Genomic DNA, 15460 nt, shown 5'->3' with positions numbered 1-15460 from the left:
GGAAAAAAATGAAATTATTTTCTCGAAATAAATCGGACAAAGTGTCGGTCTTATCTGACATGAGAGAAAAACAGCGCCAATACGAAGCTTTGGTCAGTGCATATCATAAAGATTTGTACCGCTATGCGTATTGGCTGATACAAGACCAGCATATAGCCGAAGACGTAGTGCAAGAAACTTTTTTGCGCGCGTGGAAAAGCTTAGATAGTTTGGTAGATGCAAAAGCGGCTAAGTCTTGGTTAATTACCATATTACGCCGTGAAAATGCCCGTCGATTCGAGCGTAAACAATTTGATATGAGCGAATACGACGAACCAAACATCTTAGATAAATCAACCGATATTGAAGACGACACAGAACAATATTGGTTGAATCGGCAAATTAATAAATTACCACTGGAATATAGAGAGCCGCTTGTGTTGCAGGTTGTTGCTGGTTTTAGTGGCGATGAAATTGCAGGTTTATTGGATTTAAACAAAAACACTGTAATGACAAGGCTGTTCCGAGCGAGAAATATGTTGAAAGAAGCGTTGGATAACAACTCAACGTTAGAGAGGTCCGCGAATGGATGATTTAGAATTCAGACGCAAGGTATTTGCAGATCCAAAACATTTGGATGATGAAATTAAACAAGCAGCGCAAGCTGATGCAAGTAAAAAGCGTTTTGTAGATGAAATGCAAAACCTTGAAAGCAAACTTGAGCGTTGCATGAAGGTTGACGTGCCTGACGATTTGGCCAGCCGAATTATCTTGCGCCAGTCACTTGATGAGCACAAAAGTGAACAAAAACGCAAAATGACTTGGTACATGGCAACTGCTGCGTCTGTTGCATTTGCTATTGGTATTGGTTTTAGTCAAATGAGCCAAAATCCTGAATTTACCAATATTAATCAGTTAGCTATGCAGCACGTTTATGATGATGCGCTCTACCATGCATCATTAGATTTAGATGTGCCACTAACAGAAGTAAATGCCAAATTAGCAGGTTATGGTGCTGAGTTAACCGATTCTATCGGCCATATTTATTCAGCCAATTATTGCCAAATGCAGGCTATACGCGCGTTGCACCTTGTGATCGACGGTCAACAAGGCCAGGTAAATATATTTGTTATGCCTAAAACTGACATTGAGTTAGATTGGCAACATATTGCCGATGAAAAAATGCAAGGCAAAGCCTCAAGACTACAAGGTGTAGATGTTATTTATATAGCACCGAAACAAGAAGATATGCAGCAAGTGCAAAGTCATCTTGAAGACAAACTTAAGTGGCGCATTTAAAGCGCCACGTTCCTTTCCACAAACGAGTAGTCAGATAGCCTTAATATAGCTGTCACATTGACGTAATCTAGTTGTCACTCCGGTCATTTATTGTGTTGCGCAATCATAAATAGACTAACAATGGTACAATTAGAATGTTTAAAAAATCTCTTCTTTGCGCTGCAATGCTTACAGGGTTAACGGCCTGTAGCTTAGAAATTAACACTGACACTGATTCAGATATGCCTAAAGGCGACAAACATGTTCAAATGGATATGTTAGGCCGTGTGGTTTTAAACGCCCAATCACCTGAAGGTGCAGCTGAAATTGTTGCTTTCCAAAAATCAACTGGCTACATATACGCAGTAAATAGCTCTGGTGATGACGCGACTGTTGAAGTTATTGACTTAAATGGTGCGGACGCTGACGCTTTAACAGCTGACGACGAAGGTGTAATCAACAATCAAAACCTAAGCATTATGTACACTTTAAAAGTAAGTGATGATGTTGCGGGTGATGCAAACAGTATCGCAATTCACGATGGTGAAGAGTTATTAGCGGTTGCTATGGCTGGCGCGACTGGCACTAAAGGCAAAATTGCATTTTATGATATCTCAGGTGCAACGCCTGCTTTCATTAAAGCAGTAGAAGTTGGTTATTTACCGGATATGGTGACTTTCAATAATGCAGGTACTCAAGTATTAGTTGCAAACGAAGGTGAACCTTCTGGCGATTATTCCGTAGACCCTGAAGGCTCGGTATCAATTATCATGATAGCTAACGGCGTTATTGCTGACACAGCACTTGATTTAGGTTTCGCCGCTTACGAAACTCAAAAAGATATGTTAATCAGCCAAGGTGTTAAATTCGCTAATCCAAATAATGCCACAGTTAGCCAAGACTTAGAGCCTGAGTATGTTGCGGTAAGCAGCGACGACAAAATTGCTTTTGTTGCTATGCAAGAAAACAACGCTATTGCTGTTATCGACTTAGCTAAAACTGAAATCAAAACCATTTATGGTTTAGGTTTTAAAAACTGGAACATGTACAAAATTGACGTTTCAGACAAAGATTCTGGCATTGAGCTGAACAACTACGAAAACCTATATGGCATGTACCAACCAGACACAATCGCAGCGTACACTGTTGATGGTAAAAGTTACGTAGTAACCGCAAATGAAGGTGATGCACGTGAATATATTGACGATGCATTGTCTGGCGGCAGCGTAGAAGATGAAAACAAACAAGCCTGTGAAACAAAACATCCAAATGGTTTGTATGTTTTTGATGATGAAGAAATTTGTTTCTCTTACCTTGAAGAGTCTCGCATAAAAGACTTAGATGATATCGCACCACTAAGTGATAATTTACAAGCAACTTTTAATGCTAATGGCGGGAATGATGGTTTTGGCCGTTTATTGGTTACAACTGCTTTAGGTTATAACGCGGCAAACAATAAATACGAAAAACTATACGCATACGGTGCGCGTTCATTCTCAATTTTTGATGAAATGGGTAATTTAGTATTCGATTCAGGTGATGATTTCGAAATGTACACCTCGTTAATGCACGGTGCTGCGTTTAACAACAACGAAGACGAAAATGAAGGTGATACCCGCTCTGATGCAAAAGGCCCAGAGCCGGAAGCATTAGCAATTGGTAAAATTGGTAGCAGAACTTATGCATTTATCGGTTTAGAACGTATGGGTGGCATTTTTGTTTACGATATTACCGACCCTTACGATGCTAAATACTCAACTTACGTTATCAACCGTGGATTAGTTGAGAAAGCTGACATTACTGGTGACTTAGCACCTGAAGGCATGAAGTTTGTTGATGCAGCAAACAGCCCAACTGGTAAGCCGCTATTAATTGTTGGTAATGAAATTTCTGGTAGCGTAAGTGTGTGGGAAGTAAAGATCGGTGAATAAATTAAAGGTTGAGCATAATTTTCGCAAAAACGCTGTAAATACATCCTTGTACGCTCGCAAACGTCATCCATGACGTTTGAAGTTTTGCTCTAAATTATTGCTTAACCTTTAATTATCAACCTTTGTGCATAAAGCAAAAAATGTGTAAAAAAAGGCGTTATTTATTTTCGATAACGCCTTTTTTGATCTAGGCTTAAAGGAATTAAATTAACAACTTAGTACACTTGAATAAGGATGTTCGTTTTGGCGCCACCAATAGATAAAACTAAAGTATCGCTTGCATTAGAAGGTTTTAACATCCCTCCCCGCCCAGAATTATTGCTCGCTCTGCAAAATGAACTTGATAGCAGTGAACCCGACGTTAAACGAATTTCGCGGCTAATTAGTGTCGATATAGCAATATCGGGTTTTGTACTCAAAGTGGTTAATTCACCCATATATGCTCTAACCAGACAAATAGACAATGTACAACAAGCTTGCTTGATTTTGGGAGCAAAGCGCATAGTGCAGCTCGTTCGGAGCATTTTGCTTAGGTATAACATCAGTGACAACAAACCAGATACATTTATTAATGCTATTTGGGATTCTTCAGCAAAACTTGCAGCAGCTTGTATGGCAATATGCCAGCACCTACATTTAGACTTTGCAGACGAAGCATATTCAGTCGGCATGTTTAACAATGCGGGTATGGCACTAATTTACTGTAAACATAAAAACTACCCGTCTATTATTGAACAAGCTTATACGCAAGAACAAATAGATATCTCATCGTTAGAAGAAAGCCATCTCAATACCTCTCACGAACTCTTAAGTTTTATGATCGCCGATTCATGGGGACTGAGTCATGATGTCTGCAATGTTTTAGCCTACCATCATAGCTGTCAAACTATCTTCAATACCGGCGGTTTTCATGAAAAACAAATCTTGTCAGTGCTAAAACTAGCCGAGCATATTCTGCAACTACACAAATGGTTAGGGAATACGGACGCTGATTTTGAATGGAAGATATATAGCGAGCAGGTTTTAGATATTTTAGAACTTGAGGTATTTCACTTAATAGATATCGGAGAGTATCTTTTCCAATGTGGTATCGAAAACCAATACCACGTGGAAAAGCATTAATAGTAACTAAGATAAAATCAGCAAGCTATTGAACCTTTGCTAAACAAAGAGGCTTTACCGCTGATAATAACGCGGTCGCCTTTTAGCTCTGTGAATAATTGACCACCACGTTTGGATAGCTGTTTTGCATGCATCTGGGTTTTGTTTAATCGCTCTGCCCATAATGGAATTAAATGCGTATAAGCTGAGCCCGTAACTGGATCTTCATTAATACCACACTGTGGTGCGAAAAAGCGACAGACATAATCACAATCGTCACCTTTGGCTGTTGCTACAACAAAACGCTCTGATATCTGAGTTAAAGCCAAAATATTCGGTTGCAGTTCAACTAATTGTTGTTGGCTAGAAAACTCTAAAACTAAATATTCACCTTGATAACTGGCTATTGGTTTAATGTTAAAACAATTTAACCAATCATCGTGCATTGGCACTGCTTGTGGCTTTTGGTTGGGAAAATTAAGCCCATAACCATGCTGATTTTTTTCAACTTGCAACAAACCTGATTTAGAGTTGAAGTTAATCACAGGTTGCGAATAAGCTAGATGTTCATACAAGACGAAAGCCGCGGCAAGTGTTGCATGTCCACACAAATTCACTTCGGTTTCAGGGGTAAACCAGCGGATATGAAATTGCCCCGCTTCTTCTACAAAAAAGCAGGTTTCAGACAAGTTATTCTGCTCAGCAATTTGTTGCATCAATTCATCATCAAGCCAAGCTTCAAGTGGCACAATAGCAGCCGGGTTACCGGTAAAAGGCCCGAATGAAAAAGCATTAACTACGTATTGAGTTAAATTTGCTGATGTTTGCTTGTTTGTCATTGTATATCCTATTTTAGCTATCCTAATTAGCTTGGTAAAAACTCTATGGTCCATTGAGTTGCAGTATCAGCAACCTCTTTACTAGCAAACTGAATACCACGTAGTTTAAGCACTAAACGTCGTTCCAATTTAGCATCGTTTAACTCACTACTCACAATAGAAACTTGGCTAATTTCCCCTGTGGACGTAACCAGCATTTCAAACACCACCTTGCCGGCTAACAAAGGATTTTTACGCAAAGCTTTGTTGTATATTTGATATAAACTTGCTTTGTGCGCTTCCAAGGTTTGACGAATCTCTTGCTCTGAACGACTGGCTAATTCACCACCTTCGCTCGTTTCTTCGGCAATATTTGCTTCATCATTGCCGTATAAACCTAAATCTTGCAACTGTTCATTTTCAGCTAAACGCATCTGTTGATTTGGCACAGCTTCAGTTTGTTCGGCTGCATCCACTTTTGCCACTTGTGCTTGCTGCATGCTCGCTGCTTTTTTGCCAGCTGCTGCATCTAACATATCGCGCTTAAACTCTGTTTGCGTTTGTTTGCCTTGTTTTAGCGGCTGTTTTGTTTGCTCTACTTTTACTGCATCACGCAGTGCAAATAACGAGTCTTTCATTGCAGCTAAGCCAGCTTTCTGCGCGACTTTTTTCGCAGCTGCTTTGGCTGCTTGTTTTTTTTCAACGGGCGTTGGCTCTCGTGGTTTTTCTTCTACTGTTTCTTTCGGCTTAGGCTCTGGTTTAGGTGGTACTTTTTTATCTAGTACTACTTTAGCCAATTGGGGCGGCAAACGGGTTTGCTGTTCACGGGTTAACTCAGGTACCTCGATAATAGGTACACCAACTGCTAACACAAAATAACCGATAAACAATACTGCTAATATCTGCTTAAACAGTTTGTCGGAATAACCACCATTGGCTAACCATTGAGATTCCATTTGCATACTTGCTGTTGCCATTACCAGTCTCCTTAACTTGCCTGTACTGGTTTAGATTTCTGTTCAACTGCGAGCGATAAATCTCGATAGCCGACTTCTGCACATATCGCCATGACTTCTTTCAACAAAGCATATTCGGTACTAGCATCACCCAAAATAGTCACAGGCCAGCCGGCTTCTGGTGTTTTAACACTACCGGATTGCTGCTTTTTATCTAAATGAAATTTAAGCTCTTGCTCAATACTTTGTTTTATTTTATCCAGCTCTGCCAACGCCGATTGTTTATCACTGCCCTGCCAAACTAATCTTTCATGCACGAGTATTTTATTGGCTTGAACCGTTATTGTGATGTTTTCTTTTGGCAAAGTTTCCGCAACCGAGGCAGGTAAAGTAAGCTCTTTATTATTTTGTAATACCCGAACTTCAGACTGATTCACCATTAAGAAAAACACCAAAATGGTGAATATATCCATTAAAGAAACTAGGTTTAACTTTGCCCCTGCCGCATTGCGTTTTCTGTGTTTAATTTGCCGACGTACTTTTGCTGATACACGCATAATTACAGCTCCTCTGTAGTTGGCTCAGCCAATTGGCTTGTTGGTGCATCGCCCAACGAGATATTTGGAAATAACTCAGCATCTACTAAGTTAGCCGCGACCACAGCTTTAAACGACCGCACTGTGTCCATGGTTGAGACTATAGTTTGGTAGTCAGTATTTTCAGCTAATAACAACACAATGTCGGATTTTTCGATTTTTTGCTGCTGGAAAGTTTGTTTTAAACTTTGCAAATACTCAGATAGCTTTTGATATGGGTAACTGCCATCAGCTTCTTTGGCAAAATCTTTAAGCATAACATTGCTTGGGTAATTCAAAACAAAACCTTGCTCATTGACCACAAGCTCTAGTATTTGTTGTTCAGGATCTGATTCGCTTTCACCATCTGCTTGTGCTGGTAATTGAATATTTAAAATGCGTATTTGTGAAAAGACTAAACTCAACAACAATACAGGTACTAGCACTATCATTAAGTTCATAAATGATGTGATATCCAACTCAGCATCTTGCCGTACCTTTTTTAGTTTTCTTCTTCCAAAAGCCATATTTAAACCTTTTCAATTTATCCTTTTGTGCCCATATGGCACAATTCAGTGAAGCTGCTACCGAACCAGTGGCAATCGTCAGTACCAAAGCATAGTTTTCGCAAAACCGCTAAATTCAGAGGCGACTATTCATCCCTGAAGGTGAGGCCCTGTCGTCATCCCTGACTCCACCTCATCAGACTGCGAAGCGGTGCTTCGGTTCTGATTCGCCCATGAAAAAGAAATTTTGCTCTAAACTATTGCTTCGATACCTCCTGAATTACCAACAGTGTTGCCAAACACCCAACTCAACCAGCAACTCGAAACTCATAAAACCCAACAATTATCTGACAGAGCACAGTTAAACAATCTTACGAAAACGCTTAACCAGCCAACAACTCAATACCCAATAACTCAGCTCTGTCATGTAGCATGATCGAGTTAAGCAATTGAGCAATAATTAAAAGCAAAACTTCAATCGCCATGGATGGCGTTTGTGAGCGTACAAAGACGTATTTACAGCGTTTTTGCGATAGCTTTTCCAAGATTTTCGCTCAAATGCTTAACGTGCCGACAACTCCAAACCCCATAGCTCAACTCTGTCATGTTGCACAATCGAGTTAAGTAATTGAGCAATAATTAAGAGCAAAACTTCAATCGCCATGGATGGCGTTTGCGAGCGTACAAGGACGTATTTACAGCGTTTTTGCGATAGCTTTTCCGAGAGTTGCGCTCAAATGCTTAACGTGCCGACAACTCATAACTAAACCAATCGAGTCGCTGAGCTTTTATGCGTCCGAGTTTTGCTTCTTATACGACAAACCATTTAACAACTTGATACCAGCCATCTCCAACATATCCTCAATTTCCGCCGTCTTATTCTGCAAATTGGTATGAAAGAAAATAAGCGGAATAGCCGTAATTAAACCAAATGCAGTGGTATTCATAGCCACTGAAATACTCGAAGACAGCAAATTCGCTTTTTCAGCAGGATCAGCATTTGCAACCGCAGAGAAAGCAGCGATTAAGCCCATAATTGTTCCTAACAGACCTAATAAAGTTGCTATATTTGCAAGCGTTGCCAACATAGGCGTGCGCTTTTCTAAACGGAACATATGCTCCATCACAGTTTCTTCCATCGCGTATTCTAAGTCTTCACGGCGTTTAACCTCACCCATACGATTAATACCAGCTTGCAAAACCTGTGACACTTGCGCATCTGACTGAGCAACTTGTTGTTTAACACGCTCCAAGTCACCTGCTTTTAAACTCGGATGCAAATTACGCATGGCAATGCGGTTGGCTTTTAAGCTTGAAGATAAAACTAAATATCTTTCAATTGTAATGGCTAAACCTGTTACCAATACGGCGGCGATCACATAAATAAATGGACCACCTTCTTGTAAAAATCGAATAATAGAGTCAAATGCTGACATTGTTATTTACTCCTTTGCTGCGTTGTTTGATTGCCCTTGAGCAGCTACATTTGGCTGATTGCTCAAGGCTTGTAATTCATTGAAATAAACCGGTGTTAGTTGTGGCAACACCAGCTGTGTTTTCGGTTGATCGATTTGAATATTTGGTGTCATATTTTGCCAAGGCATTATGTATAAAACATTTGGCTGCGCTTGCTCACCTTTTACCTGGCTATTAATAACAACTTTTTTGCCCGAGCTGGTGGAGCTGACGACTGAATCAGGGTTCTGATTTGCAGATACAGATTTAATGCTTGCGAAAACAGCAAACAACATAAAGCCAGCAATCAGTTTTACGACTATTGATAATTTATTGTTCATCCGCTACCCCTGCCCTTGCTGCGCCGCAGCAGCTTTTTGTTCTACTGCAGCTAACCACATTTTTACTTGCCTGTTATCAGGCTCCAACTGTAAAAATGCTTGATAATATTGTTTTGCGCCTTGCCAATCGCCACGATATAAATCCAATAACACAGCGTAATTAAGCATGGCTTGTTTAAATTTTGGTTCAGCTTTTAACGCATCTTTGTAGGCTTGTTCTGCCTTATCAAAAATACCTTGTTGCTGATAAACCGTTGCCAACAAATGCTGTGCGTGCGCATGGTTTGATTGCTCTGCTATAACTTGCTCAAGCAGCTGTTGCGCTTTAGCTAGGTTTTGTTGTTTTTTCGCGATTATCGCGCAGTTAATTAACACACCTGTTTGTTTAGGGTTTAGCTGTAGTATTTGTTCGAATAAACTTTCCGCTTGTTTATAATCTTGTGCTCGCATGGCGTCTAACGCTTGTTTATACAAATCTTCAATTTGCTGTTGCTGCAGTGCAAGTTTTTCAGCCTGCTGTTGGGCCGCAGCTTGTTCTACAGCGAATTGCTCAGGAGTTTTTACTGATTTGGTTGTTTGAGCGGCTGGTGTTTCTGTCGGTTCTGAAAGTTGAAATTCCGATGACTCTACACTCTGTTTTGGAGAGTCGGCAGAAATATTATCGCTAGTCGTTTGCTCGTTAGCAGTTTGATTGTTTGCAGCAACTTGCTCAGCCTTATCCGCCGTTAAACTACAAGCGTTTAGTGCCAGCACAGCTGCGATACAGACAAAGCGAAAAATAACGCAAGATGGATTTGCTAAATATTTAGTTAAGTTCTTCATAAATATCCACCTCAATTAAACTGCGTTTGTATTGTGCGGGCACTAAGGCTGCGAGTTTATCTAAACTTTGTGCTATCCATTCATCGTATTGATTTGTCCAGGTACGAGCCAAATTAACTTGGTGCAGTTCAATCGCTTTTTCTTCAAATGGATAAGCTATTTCTTCCAAAATTAATTCGTATTCTTCAAGCGCTAGCTCGTCGAGTTCAGCAGGTCGCTCTGACTGCATAATTTCTCGTGCTAAGGTGCGATATAACTCAGCTAAATGAAAATTGGCTTGAGGTACAAAATCAACCAAAGAAAAATCTAACACTTGTTGATAATAATAAATCGCATCTTTCATCGCTTGTTGTTTTTTCGCCATACTTTGCTGCAAAGGCACAACTAATTTAACTCTACCAAATGTTTGGTGATGCGCTTTTGCCAGTTCAAACGCAGCGAAACTCGCTAAGTATTCAGAGCGTTGTTGTGCTTGGGCTGAATGTAAACTTGCCTCTTTTTTATGGAATTGCACAATTTTGCGATACCAGAAATACTTTTTATTTAGGTCACGCGGCTCAGTGTAAAACTCAGCCATTTTTAATCTAACTTCTTGCGCCATATCAAAAGGTTTTGGGTAATTATGCGCGTATGTTCTAAGGGCTAACCGCGCTGCTTCCATATCTTTATCTTTGGCGTAATATTCAGCTGCTGTGTATTGAGCTTGGCGAGCTAGTTCGTAACCTTCAGGTTGTTTGGTATTGGTATTTTTTGCAATCAATTCTAATTGTTTAGCGGCAAGCGTCCACTCTTGCTGGTCGGTATACACCTTGGCTAATTTAGCTGGCACAGCTTTGGCGTAATCACTATTTGGATACTGTTTACTGATGCGTTTTAACACAGCTACACCTTGGGTTTTATCCGCTTGTTCCATCAATATATCTGCTGCTTGGGTTAATGCATTTTGGGTATATTCATTGCTAAAAACAAAGTCAGCTACTTTTAAAAATTGACTTGCGGCTTGTTGTGGTTTTAGCTCCAATAAAGATTGTGCATAAAAATACACACTGGCTGCCACTAAATTTTGCGTCTGCTTATATAAATCTTTTTGGCTATGTTTATCTATATATAACAAAGCTTGCTGATAACTTTGTTCAGATTCAACATATTGTTTTAATTGATATTGTAAGTTAGCCACCAGCAAGGTCGCTTGTTGTTTATCTTTAATTTTGCCATCAAGGTGTTGAATAATAAATTGTTGCTGGCTGATTAAGCTGACTAAATCTTGCTGGGCATAAGCGTAATCCGCTAATTGACGCGCCATATATAGTGCACGGCGATCAGCTGGATACAAAGAGATAAAATCTTGCCAGTAGTTTGATAATTGTAGCTCTGTGAATTTTTGCTGCGGTTGCACTGATGGCGACTGTTGTTTTAACGCTTGCTGATAAACAATAATTAAACTGTAGAGGCTATCCGCACTACCAGGCTGAAGTTCAACCAACTTTTGATAATGCTCGATACTCGCAACATAATCACTGGCAATATATCTAGCTTGTGCTGCCAGCATAAGTTGTTGAATAAAAGTTTGTTGTTCATCTGTGGTTAAATTCAACTCAGCTAACATTTGCTGACTATATAAGTATTTTTCAAACCAAATGGCAGCGATACGATAAGCAGCGCTTTCGTCTTCTTCCAAGTCGTAATCTGTATCTTGTGCTGTGGCATACAACTGCCGAGCTTTTAACAAACTAAACTGGCTTAAGTTGGCAAGTATTTGCTGTTGCTGCTGGTCGGTAAACTTGTTCCATGCATTGGTGCCCACAAAATAGTCTTCAACAAACTTCACTTTGTATGCAAAAGCTTTAGTGGAATTTTCTGGATATAACCCAATCACTTCTAGTAAAAATTCAGCTGCAGCGAAATTGTCTGGTTTGCGCTCTATATAAGTTAGATAAGTTGCTAAAGCTTCATTTTTAAGGTCTTTGGTTAACCAGAACTGCGCGAGTTTTTGATACAAAATGGGCTCTAACTCAGTTGTGTCTAGCCCTTGTTGCTGGGCTTGTTCAATTAATGCAACCAATGGGCTTTCAGTTTGTTGTTCTGTTGCAGTTTGTTGTTGACCTGTTTCTTGTTGGACCGTTTCTTGTTGGTCCGTTTCTTGTTGACTTAAGAGCAAAATAAGGGCGCGCTCAGCATCCGATATCATTGACGATGCGCTGCCTTGTTTAAGCTTTGCAACTTCACCACTTTGGGCAATTAACTTGATAAAGTGCTGGCTCGCATTTTGGTAATCGCTTAACTTAAATTGACTCCACGCCAACATATACAAGGCATTGTTTTGATATTTACCTTGGCCAACAGCCAAAGCTTTAGTCAGTGCATCTCGTGCTCTTGGGTAGTTATTATGCGAAAAATAAATATCGCCAATACGAAAGTAAACTTCTTCAAGATAAGTGCTGGTTGGATAAAGCTCAGCTAACTTTTCTAATGTTTGTAAACTTAATAAGGTTTCCCCAAGCAAGCTGTAAGACTTAGCCAGTTGATAATAAATTTTAGGATTATTGCTGTTATTTGGGTAACTCGCTAATAATTCTTTAAAACGGTCTATGTTGCTGCGCAACATCTCATCTGAATTTTGTGCGCTATCTGCCACTGAGTTATCTTCAAGATCACTAGCAACAAGTTCATCGCCTTGAGCTTGCTCTACTTGATAAGTATACAACTCAGCTAAACGATAGCGTATATCTTCAACCACTTGGTTATCTGGTGTGGCAGTTAATATTTGTTGATATAAATCCGCCAATTGCTGTTTACGCTTGTATGCCGACTGCCAGAGTTTTTCTTCATCTATTGATTGGTGATTTTGTTGTTGATTAACACTGACCCAAGAGCCTAGACCCTTGTTGCTTTTTACAGAAGCCTGCGTTTGTTCATCTGTACTAGAGCATCCCTGCAGGGAACTAAACAAGAGTGCGGATGCAATAACAGATAAACCAAACTTAATGTTAGAGTTTTGGGAACTAAACATCATTGACACTCCCAACTGAATCTAATTCGATTGCGCCAGCTTGGTCTTTGCGCTCTATTCGCTCAGGTAAGTTTTCCAATAAATGTGCAATAGCTTGTTGAGTGGTTAACAAGGCTTGTTCCAACATGCGTTGTTGTTGCTGATAAAAAACTTGTACCTCTGTTTGATATTGCTGAGTTACTTGCTGTTTGCTCAGCTCGGTTAACTGAACAATGTGCTGATAACTTTGCTGAATTTGGGCAAAGTTACTTTTGTACTGATTAAGTTTAAACTGCTCGCTGGTTAAACGTTGTAACCTTTGCTCTTGTTGACTAAGCTCAGCTAAAGTCTTTTCAATTTGCAGCAATGCCTTTTTGTACTGCCAACTACGCTCAGGTAATTGTTGGTGTACTTGCCAATACAATACGGCGGCAACTTTATCTAGCCTTTGTTGGTATCGCGCTTTTTTCTTGGCATCTTTCTTTTCATTAAAGCGGCTATCGATAATTTGCTGACTAAGATTAAAATCAGCTAACCAATCAGCTTGTTGTGGCTCTAACGTTTTCTTCAACTGATTTAACAGCTCAAGTGGTGTTTGTTGCGGGTTTGAATCAGCTGTGTTTGCGCCAATATTTTCAACTATAGCAAGCTCTTGGTTAAACTCAGTTAATTTAGCTGTTAGTTGACCAATCTGTTGCTGCAATTCTGCTTGTTGCACTGAATCTGCAATACGTGTAAAGCGCTTTTGCTGTACCTCAAGCAAATAATCAAACCACTCAATTTTTACTTTAAGCGCAGCTAACAAAGCATCTAATTGACTTACTTGGTTAATTAATTGCTTTGCTCCTGCTACCCCATTATTTTGCATGGCTAAACTGTGCCAAATATCTGGTTCTGGAACAAAGTTAGAGTTAGTAGATGGTGCTTGAGAAATACCAGCAACTAACATTTGCTGTTGTGAATTGGGTAATTGTTTAATTGCTTGGGTTATTTCTGTTTCAAGCTGCTGATATACATTAAAAGCACGCACATATTCTTGTTGCTGTTGCCATTTTTGTGCGAGCAATGGCATGTTTAACCAATAATAATGGCTAATGCCAAATTCTTGTTTATGCAAGTTTAAAGCAGCTTCGCTTGCGGCTAATTCGTTCATTTGCATTAAAGTTAACGCGTATAAATACAGTGCGTGCTGGCTAAATACATTGTCGCGGGCAAAGTTTTCTAATTGTTGTTTTGCTTGCAAAAATTGCCCTTGGGCGAAAGAAATTTGGCTACGAATGATAGTTGCGTAAGCGATTAGGTTTTCAAAAGTTTTGTGCGGGCTAGGTTGTAGCGAGCTACTATGCTCTAAACTATCTAAATTGAAATCTTTTACTAGTACAAACCAAGCCGTTATCTTTATTTCAGCTTGTTGATAGTTTTGCTGCTGATATTGATATACCACTTGGTTAAGTTGGTTGGTTAAATCCGCAAGGTTGATATCATGGTTGCCCGTTTTAGGATTATTGGCGGTAACTAACTCAGCTAACGTTTCATTGTCAGTACCCAAGCTAGGCCAATAAATTACTTGGGCCAAATTTAAGTACAAAGCTTGCTGCTTGACTGTTAGTTGCAACGGTTGAGTAATTTGTTCTAAATAAAACTTTGCACTGGTTAGGTCTTTTTGGGTTAATGCGACTTGGGTTAAATCTAAAAACACATCCGCCAACAAAGCTTGGGTTTTGCTGCGGCTGTCGGTTTGGGTAAATTGATACTGTTGAATGCTGCTTTGTGCTTGCCACGGCATATTCAGCTGTAAATACAATTCAGCTAATAACTGATCATGTTTAAGTTGTTTGTGCTTAAATTTTTCTAATAAAACAACAGCGTTGGATACTTCGCCTACTTGTTGTAAATAGCGAGCTTGGCGATAAATTTTATCAGCAATGGCTGTTTTATTGAGCTTGGTCGTGTTTTTTGCTATTGCTTCATCTGCGAAAGCCTTGGGGCTTGTAGAAAGAGCGAGTATTAGCACAAACACGAGCAGCATAACTTGTTTTAGCTTTGTGATTAAACCAGCTTTTTGCAAAGCAATTTCTCGTAAACAAATGCACTGCAAATTATTTATTTGAAAGCTTATCCCGCGCCCCAAATCCATATTTATAACACCCACTCTTCCACTTCAACTTTGGCTTGTTGGCTGCCGGTATCGTCCACCAACTTGAATTCAATCATGCTGGCTTCATCAAGCTTTTCAAAACTAAACTGTTTGGCTTTTTTAATATTGTTTCCTTGTTTATCTAAACCAATAAAAAACGCGGTTAAGTTATGCTCACCTTCTTTGATATTGCCAATAAAGAGTTTTTGAATACCACCTTGCTCTAGTGCCGTGCGCTGTCTGTCGGTATACAAAGTACCTGCGATTGGTTGGTCATTTAATTTAAGCTCTACACTGTCTAATTTGAAAAATTGGCCAACATCCAGTGAAATAAATACAGCCAATTGATTGCTTGCTGGAAATAATAAATCTTCTTCTAAAATAAACAGTTTGCGATTGAGCTCTAATACTTGCTGTTTTAGGTCTTGAATAGATTGGTTTAATTCACTGTTATTTGCCATAGCTAAATTGGAAAAACCGCTAGCAAAACTTAAGCTGCTAACTACCAAGGCTATTTTTAATAACTGCTTATACATTTTCATATCCTTTTCCTTGCCCTAAGGCTATCTAGT

Annotated in this window: 15 protein-coding genes; 4 read left to right on the top strand and 11 right to left on the bottom strand. The window is 39.6% G+C overall.

Annotated features, from left to right (window positions below):
- The first annotated feature begins 8 nt into the window (after positions 1 to 8).
- The 4 genes from ACMZOO_RS16365 to ACMZOO_RS16350 all read left to right on the top strand — a co-directional run bounded on the left by ACMZOO_RS16365 (position 9) and on the right by ACMZOO_RS16350 (position 4310).
- Positions 9 to 572 carry a sigma-70 family RNA polymerase sigma factor gene (locus ACMZOO_RS16365; protein ID WP_440904371.1) on the top strand — a complete coding sequence of 188 codons (564 nt, stop codon included), beginning with the start codon at positions 9 to 11 and terminating at the stop codon, positions 570 to 572.
- Positions 565 to 1278 carry a DUF3379 family protein gene (locus ACMZOO_RS16360; RefSeq protein WP_440904370.1) on the top strand — a complete coding sequence of 238 codons (714 nt, stop codon included), beginning with the start codon at positions 565 to 567 and terminating at the stop codon, positions 1276 to 1278. Before ACMZOO_RS16365 ends, ACMZOO_RS16360 begins: the two co-directional genes overlap by 8 nt.
- A gap of 134 nt (positions 1279 to 1412) precedes the next feature.
- Positions 1413 to 3188, top strand: coding sequence for a choice-of-anchor I family protein (locus tag ACMZOO_RS16355; protein WP_440904369.1), 1776 nt, complete (start codon positions 1413 to 1415; stop codon positions 3186 to 3188).
- A gap of 243 nt (positions 3189 to 3431) precedes the next feature.
- Positions 3432 to 4310 (top strand): HDOD domain-containing protein, encoded by an 879-nt coding sequence (locus ACMZOO_RS16350; protein ID WP_440904368.1) that lies wholly within the window; start codon positions 3432 to 3434, stop codon positions 4308 to 4310.
- A gap of 17 nt (positions 4311 to 4327) precedes the next feature.
- On the opposite strand, the gene ACMZOO_RS16345 is transcribed toward ACMZOO_RS16350, so the two are convergent.
- From ACMZOO_RS16345 to ACMZOO_RS16295, 11 genes are all read right to left on the bottom strand, one after another.
- Positions 4328 to 5128 carry a PhzF family phenazine biosynthesis protein gene (locus ACMZOO_RS16345; RefSeq protein ID WP_440904367.1) on the bottom strand — a complete coding sequence of 267 codons (801 nt, stop codon included), beginning with the start codon at positions 5126 to 5128 and terminating at the stop codon, positions 4328 to 4330.
- A gap of 26 nt (positions 5129 to 5154) precedes the next feature.
- Complete coding sequence (locus ACMZOO_RS16340) at positions 5155 to 6084, bottom strand: AgmX/PglI C-terminal domain-containing protein (RefSeq protein ID WP_440904366.1); 930 nt, start codon at positions 6082 to 6084, stop codon at positions 5155 to 5157.
- Between the two features lie 11 nt (positions 6085 to 6095).
- Positions 6096 to 6620: an ExbD/TolR family protein gene (locus tag ACMZOO_RS16335; RefSeq protein ID WP_440904365.1), complete on the bottom strand. Its 525-nt coding sequence runs from the start codon at positions 6618 to 6620 to the stop codon at positions 6096 to 6098.
- Positions 6621 to 6622: 2 nt separating this feature from the next.
- Positions 6623 to 7165 (bottom strand): biopolymer transporter ExbD, encoded by a 543-nt coding sequence (locus tag ACMZOO_RS16330; protein ID WP_440904364.1) that lies wholly within the window; start codon positions 7163 to 7165, stop codon positions 6623 to 6625.
- A gap of 362 nt (positions 7166 to 7527) precedes the next feature.
- A complete protein-coding gene (locus tag ACMZOO_RS16325) occupies positions 7528 to 7689 on the bottom strand; it encodes a hypothetical protein (protein WP_440904363.1) in 162 nt (53 codons plus the stop codon).
- 243 nt (positions 7690 to 7932) lie between these two features.
- A complete protein-coding gene (locus ACMZOO_RS16320; RefSeq protein ID WP_440904362.1) occupies positions 7933 to 8580 on the bottom strand; it encodes a MotA/TolQ/ExbB proton channel family protein in 648 nt (215 codons plus the stop codon).
- 6 nt (positions 8581 to 8586) lie between these two features.
- Positions 8587 to 8940 (bottom strand): hypothetical protein, encoded by a 354-nt coding sequence (locus tag ACMZOO_RS16315; protein WP_440904361.1) that lies wholly within the window; start codon positions 8938 to 8940, stop codon positions 8587 to 8589.
- Positions 8941 to 8943: 3 nt separating this feature from the next.
- On the bottom strand, positions 8944 to 9762 hold the full coding sequence (locus tag ACMZOO_RS16310) for a tetratricopeptide repeat protein (RefSeq protein ID WP_440904360.1): 819 nt from the start codon (positions 9760 to 9762) through the stop codon (positions 8944 to 8946).
- The gene (locus ACMZOO_RS16305) at positions 9746 to 12775 is read right to left on the bottom strand and encodes a tetratricopeptide repeat protein (protein WP_440904359.1); all 3030 of its coding nucleotides are present in this window, start codon (positions 12773 to 12775) and stop codon (positions 9746 to 9748) included. The genes ACMZOO_RS16310 and ACMZOO_RS16305 overlap by 17 nt, the downstream gene beginning before the upstream one ends.
- On the bottom strand, positions 12765 to 14819 hold the full coding sequence (locus ACMZOO_RS16300; RefSeq protein ID WP_440904358.1) for a hypothetical protein: 2055 nt from the start codon (positions 14817 to 14819) through the stop codon (positions 12765 to 12767). The genes ACMZOO_RS16305 and ACMZOO_RS16300 overlap by 11 nt, the downstream gene beginning before the upstream one ends.
- Before the next feature lie 71 nt (positions 14820 to 14890).
- Entirely contained in the window at positions 14891 to 15430 is a 540-nt protein-coding gene (locus ACMZOO_RS16295; RefSeq protein WP_440904357.1) for an AraC family transcriptional regulator, read from the bottom strand.
- Positions 15431 to 15460: the final 30 nt, after the last annotated feature.

It is taken from the genome of Catenovulum sp. SX2 (assembly GCF_052056295.1).
In the GTDB taxonomy this organism is placed as follows: domain Bacteria; phylum Pseudomonadota; class Gammaproteobacteria; order Enterobacterales; family Alteromonadaceae; genus Catenovulum.
The sequence above is the reverse complement of the archived record's forward strand: the minus strand, read 5'-3'. Positions and strand labels throughout refer to the sequence as shown.

Bases quoted from the DNA above. Each gene is read 5' to 3' on its own strand.
- ACMZOO_RS16365 (WP_440904371.1), top strand. From the start codon at position 9: ATGAAATTATTTTCTCGAAATAAATCGGACAAAGTGTCGGTCTTATCT.
- ACMZOO_RS16360 (WP_440904370.1), top strand. From the start codon at position 565: ATGGATGATTTAGAATTCAGACGCAAGGTATTTGCAGATCCAAAACAT.
- ACMZOO_RS16355 (WP_440904369.1), top strand. From the start codon at position 1,413: ATGTTTAAAAAATCTCTTCTTTGCGCTGCAATGCTTACAGGGTTAACG.
- ACMZOO_RS16345 (WP_440904367.1), bottom strand. From the start codon at position 5,128: ATGACAAACAAGCAAACATCAGCAAATTTAACTCAATACGTAGTTAAT.
- ACMZOO_RS16340 (WP_440904366.1), bottom strand. From the start codon at position 6,084: ATGGCAACAGCAAGTATGCAAATGGAATCTCAATGGTTAGCCAATGGT.
- ACMZOO_RS16335 (WP_440904365.1), bottom strand. From the start codon at position 6,620: ATGCGTGTATCAGCAAAAGTACGTCGGCAAATTAAACACAGAAAACGC.
- ACMZOO_RS16330 (WP_440904364.1), bottom strand. From the start codon at position 7,165: ATGGCTTTTGGAAGAAGAAAACTAAAAAAGGTACGGCAAGATGCTGAG.
- ACMZOO_RS16320 (WP_440904362.1), bottom strand. From the start codon at position 8,580: ATGTCAGCATTTGACTCTATTATTCGATTTTTACAAGAAGGTGGTCCA.
- ACMZOO_RS16315 (WP_440904361.1), bottom strand. From the start codon at position 8,940: ATGAACAATAAATTATCAATAGTCGTAAAACTGATTGCTGGCTTTATG.
- ACMZOO_RS16310 (WP_440904360.1), bottom strand. From the start codon at position 9,762: ATGAAGAACTTAACTAAATATTTAGCAAATCCATCTTGCGTTATTTTT.
- ACMZOO_RS16305 (WP_440904359.1), bottom strand. From the start codon at position 12,775: ATGATGTTTAGTTCCCAAAACTCTAACATTAAGTTTGGTTTATCTGTT.
- ACMZOO_RS16295 (WP_440904357.1), bottom strand. From the start codon at position 15,430: ATGAAAATGTATAAGCAGTTATTAAAAATAGCCTTGGTAGTTAGCAGC.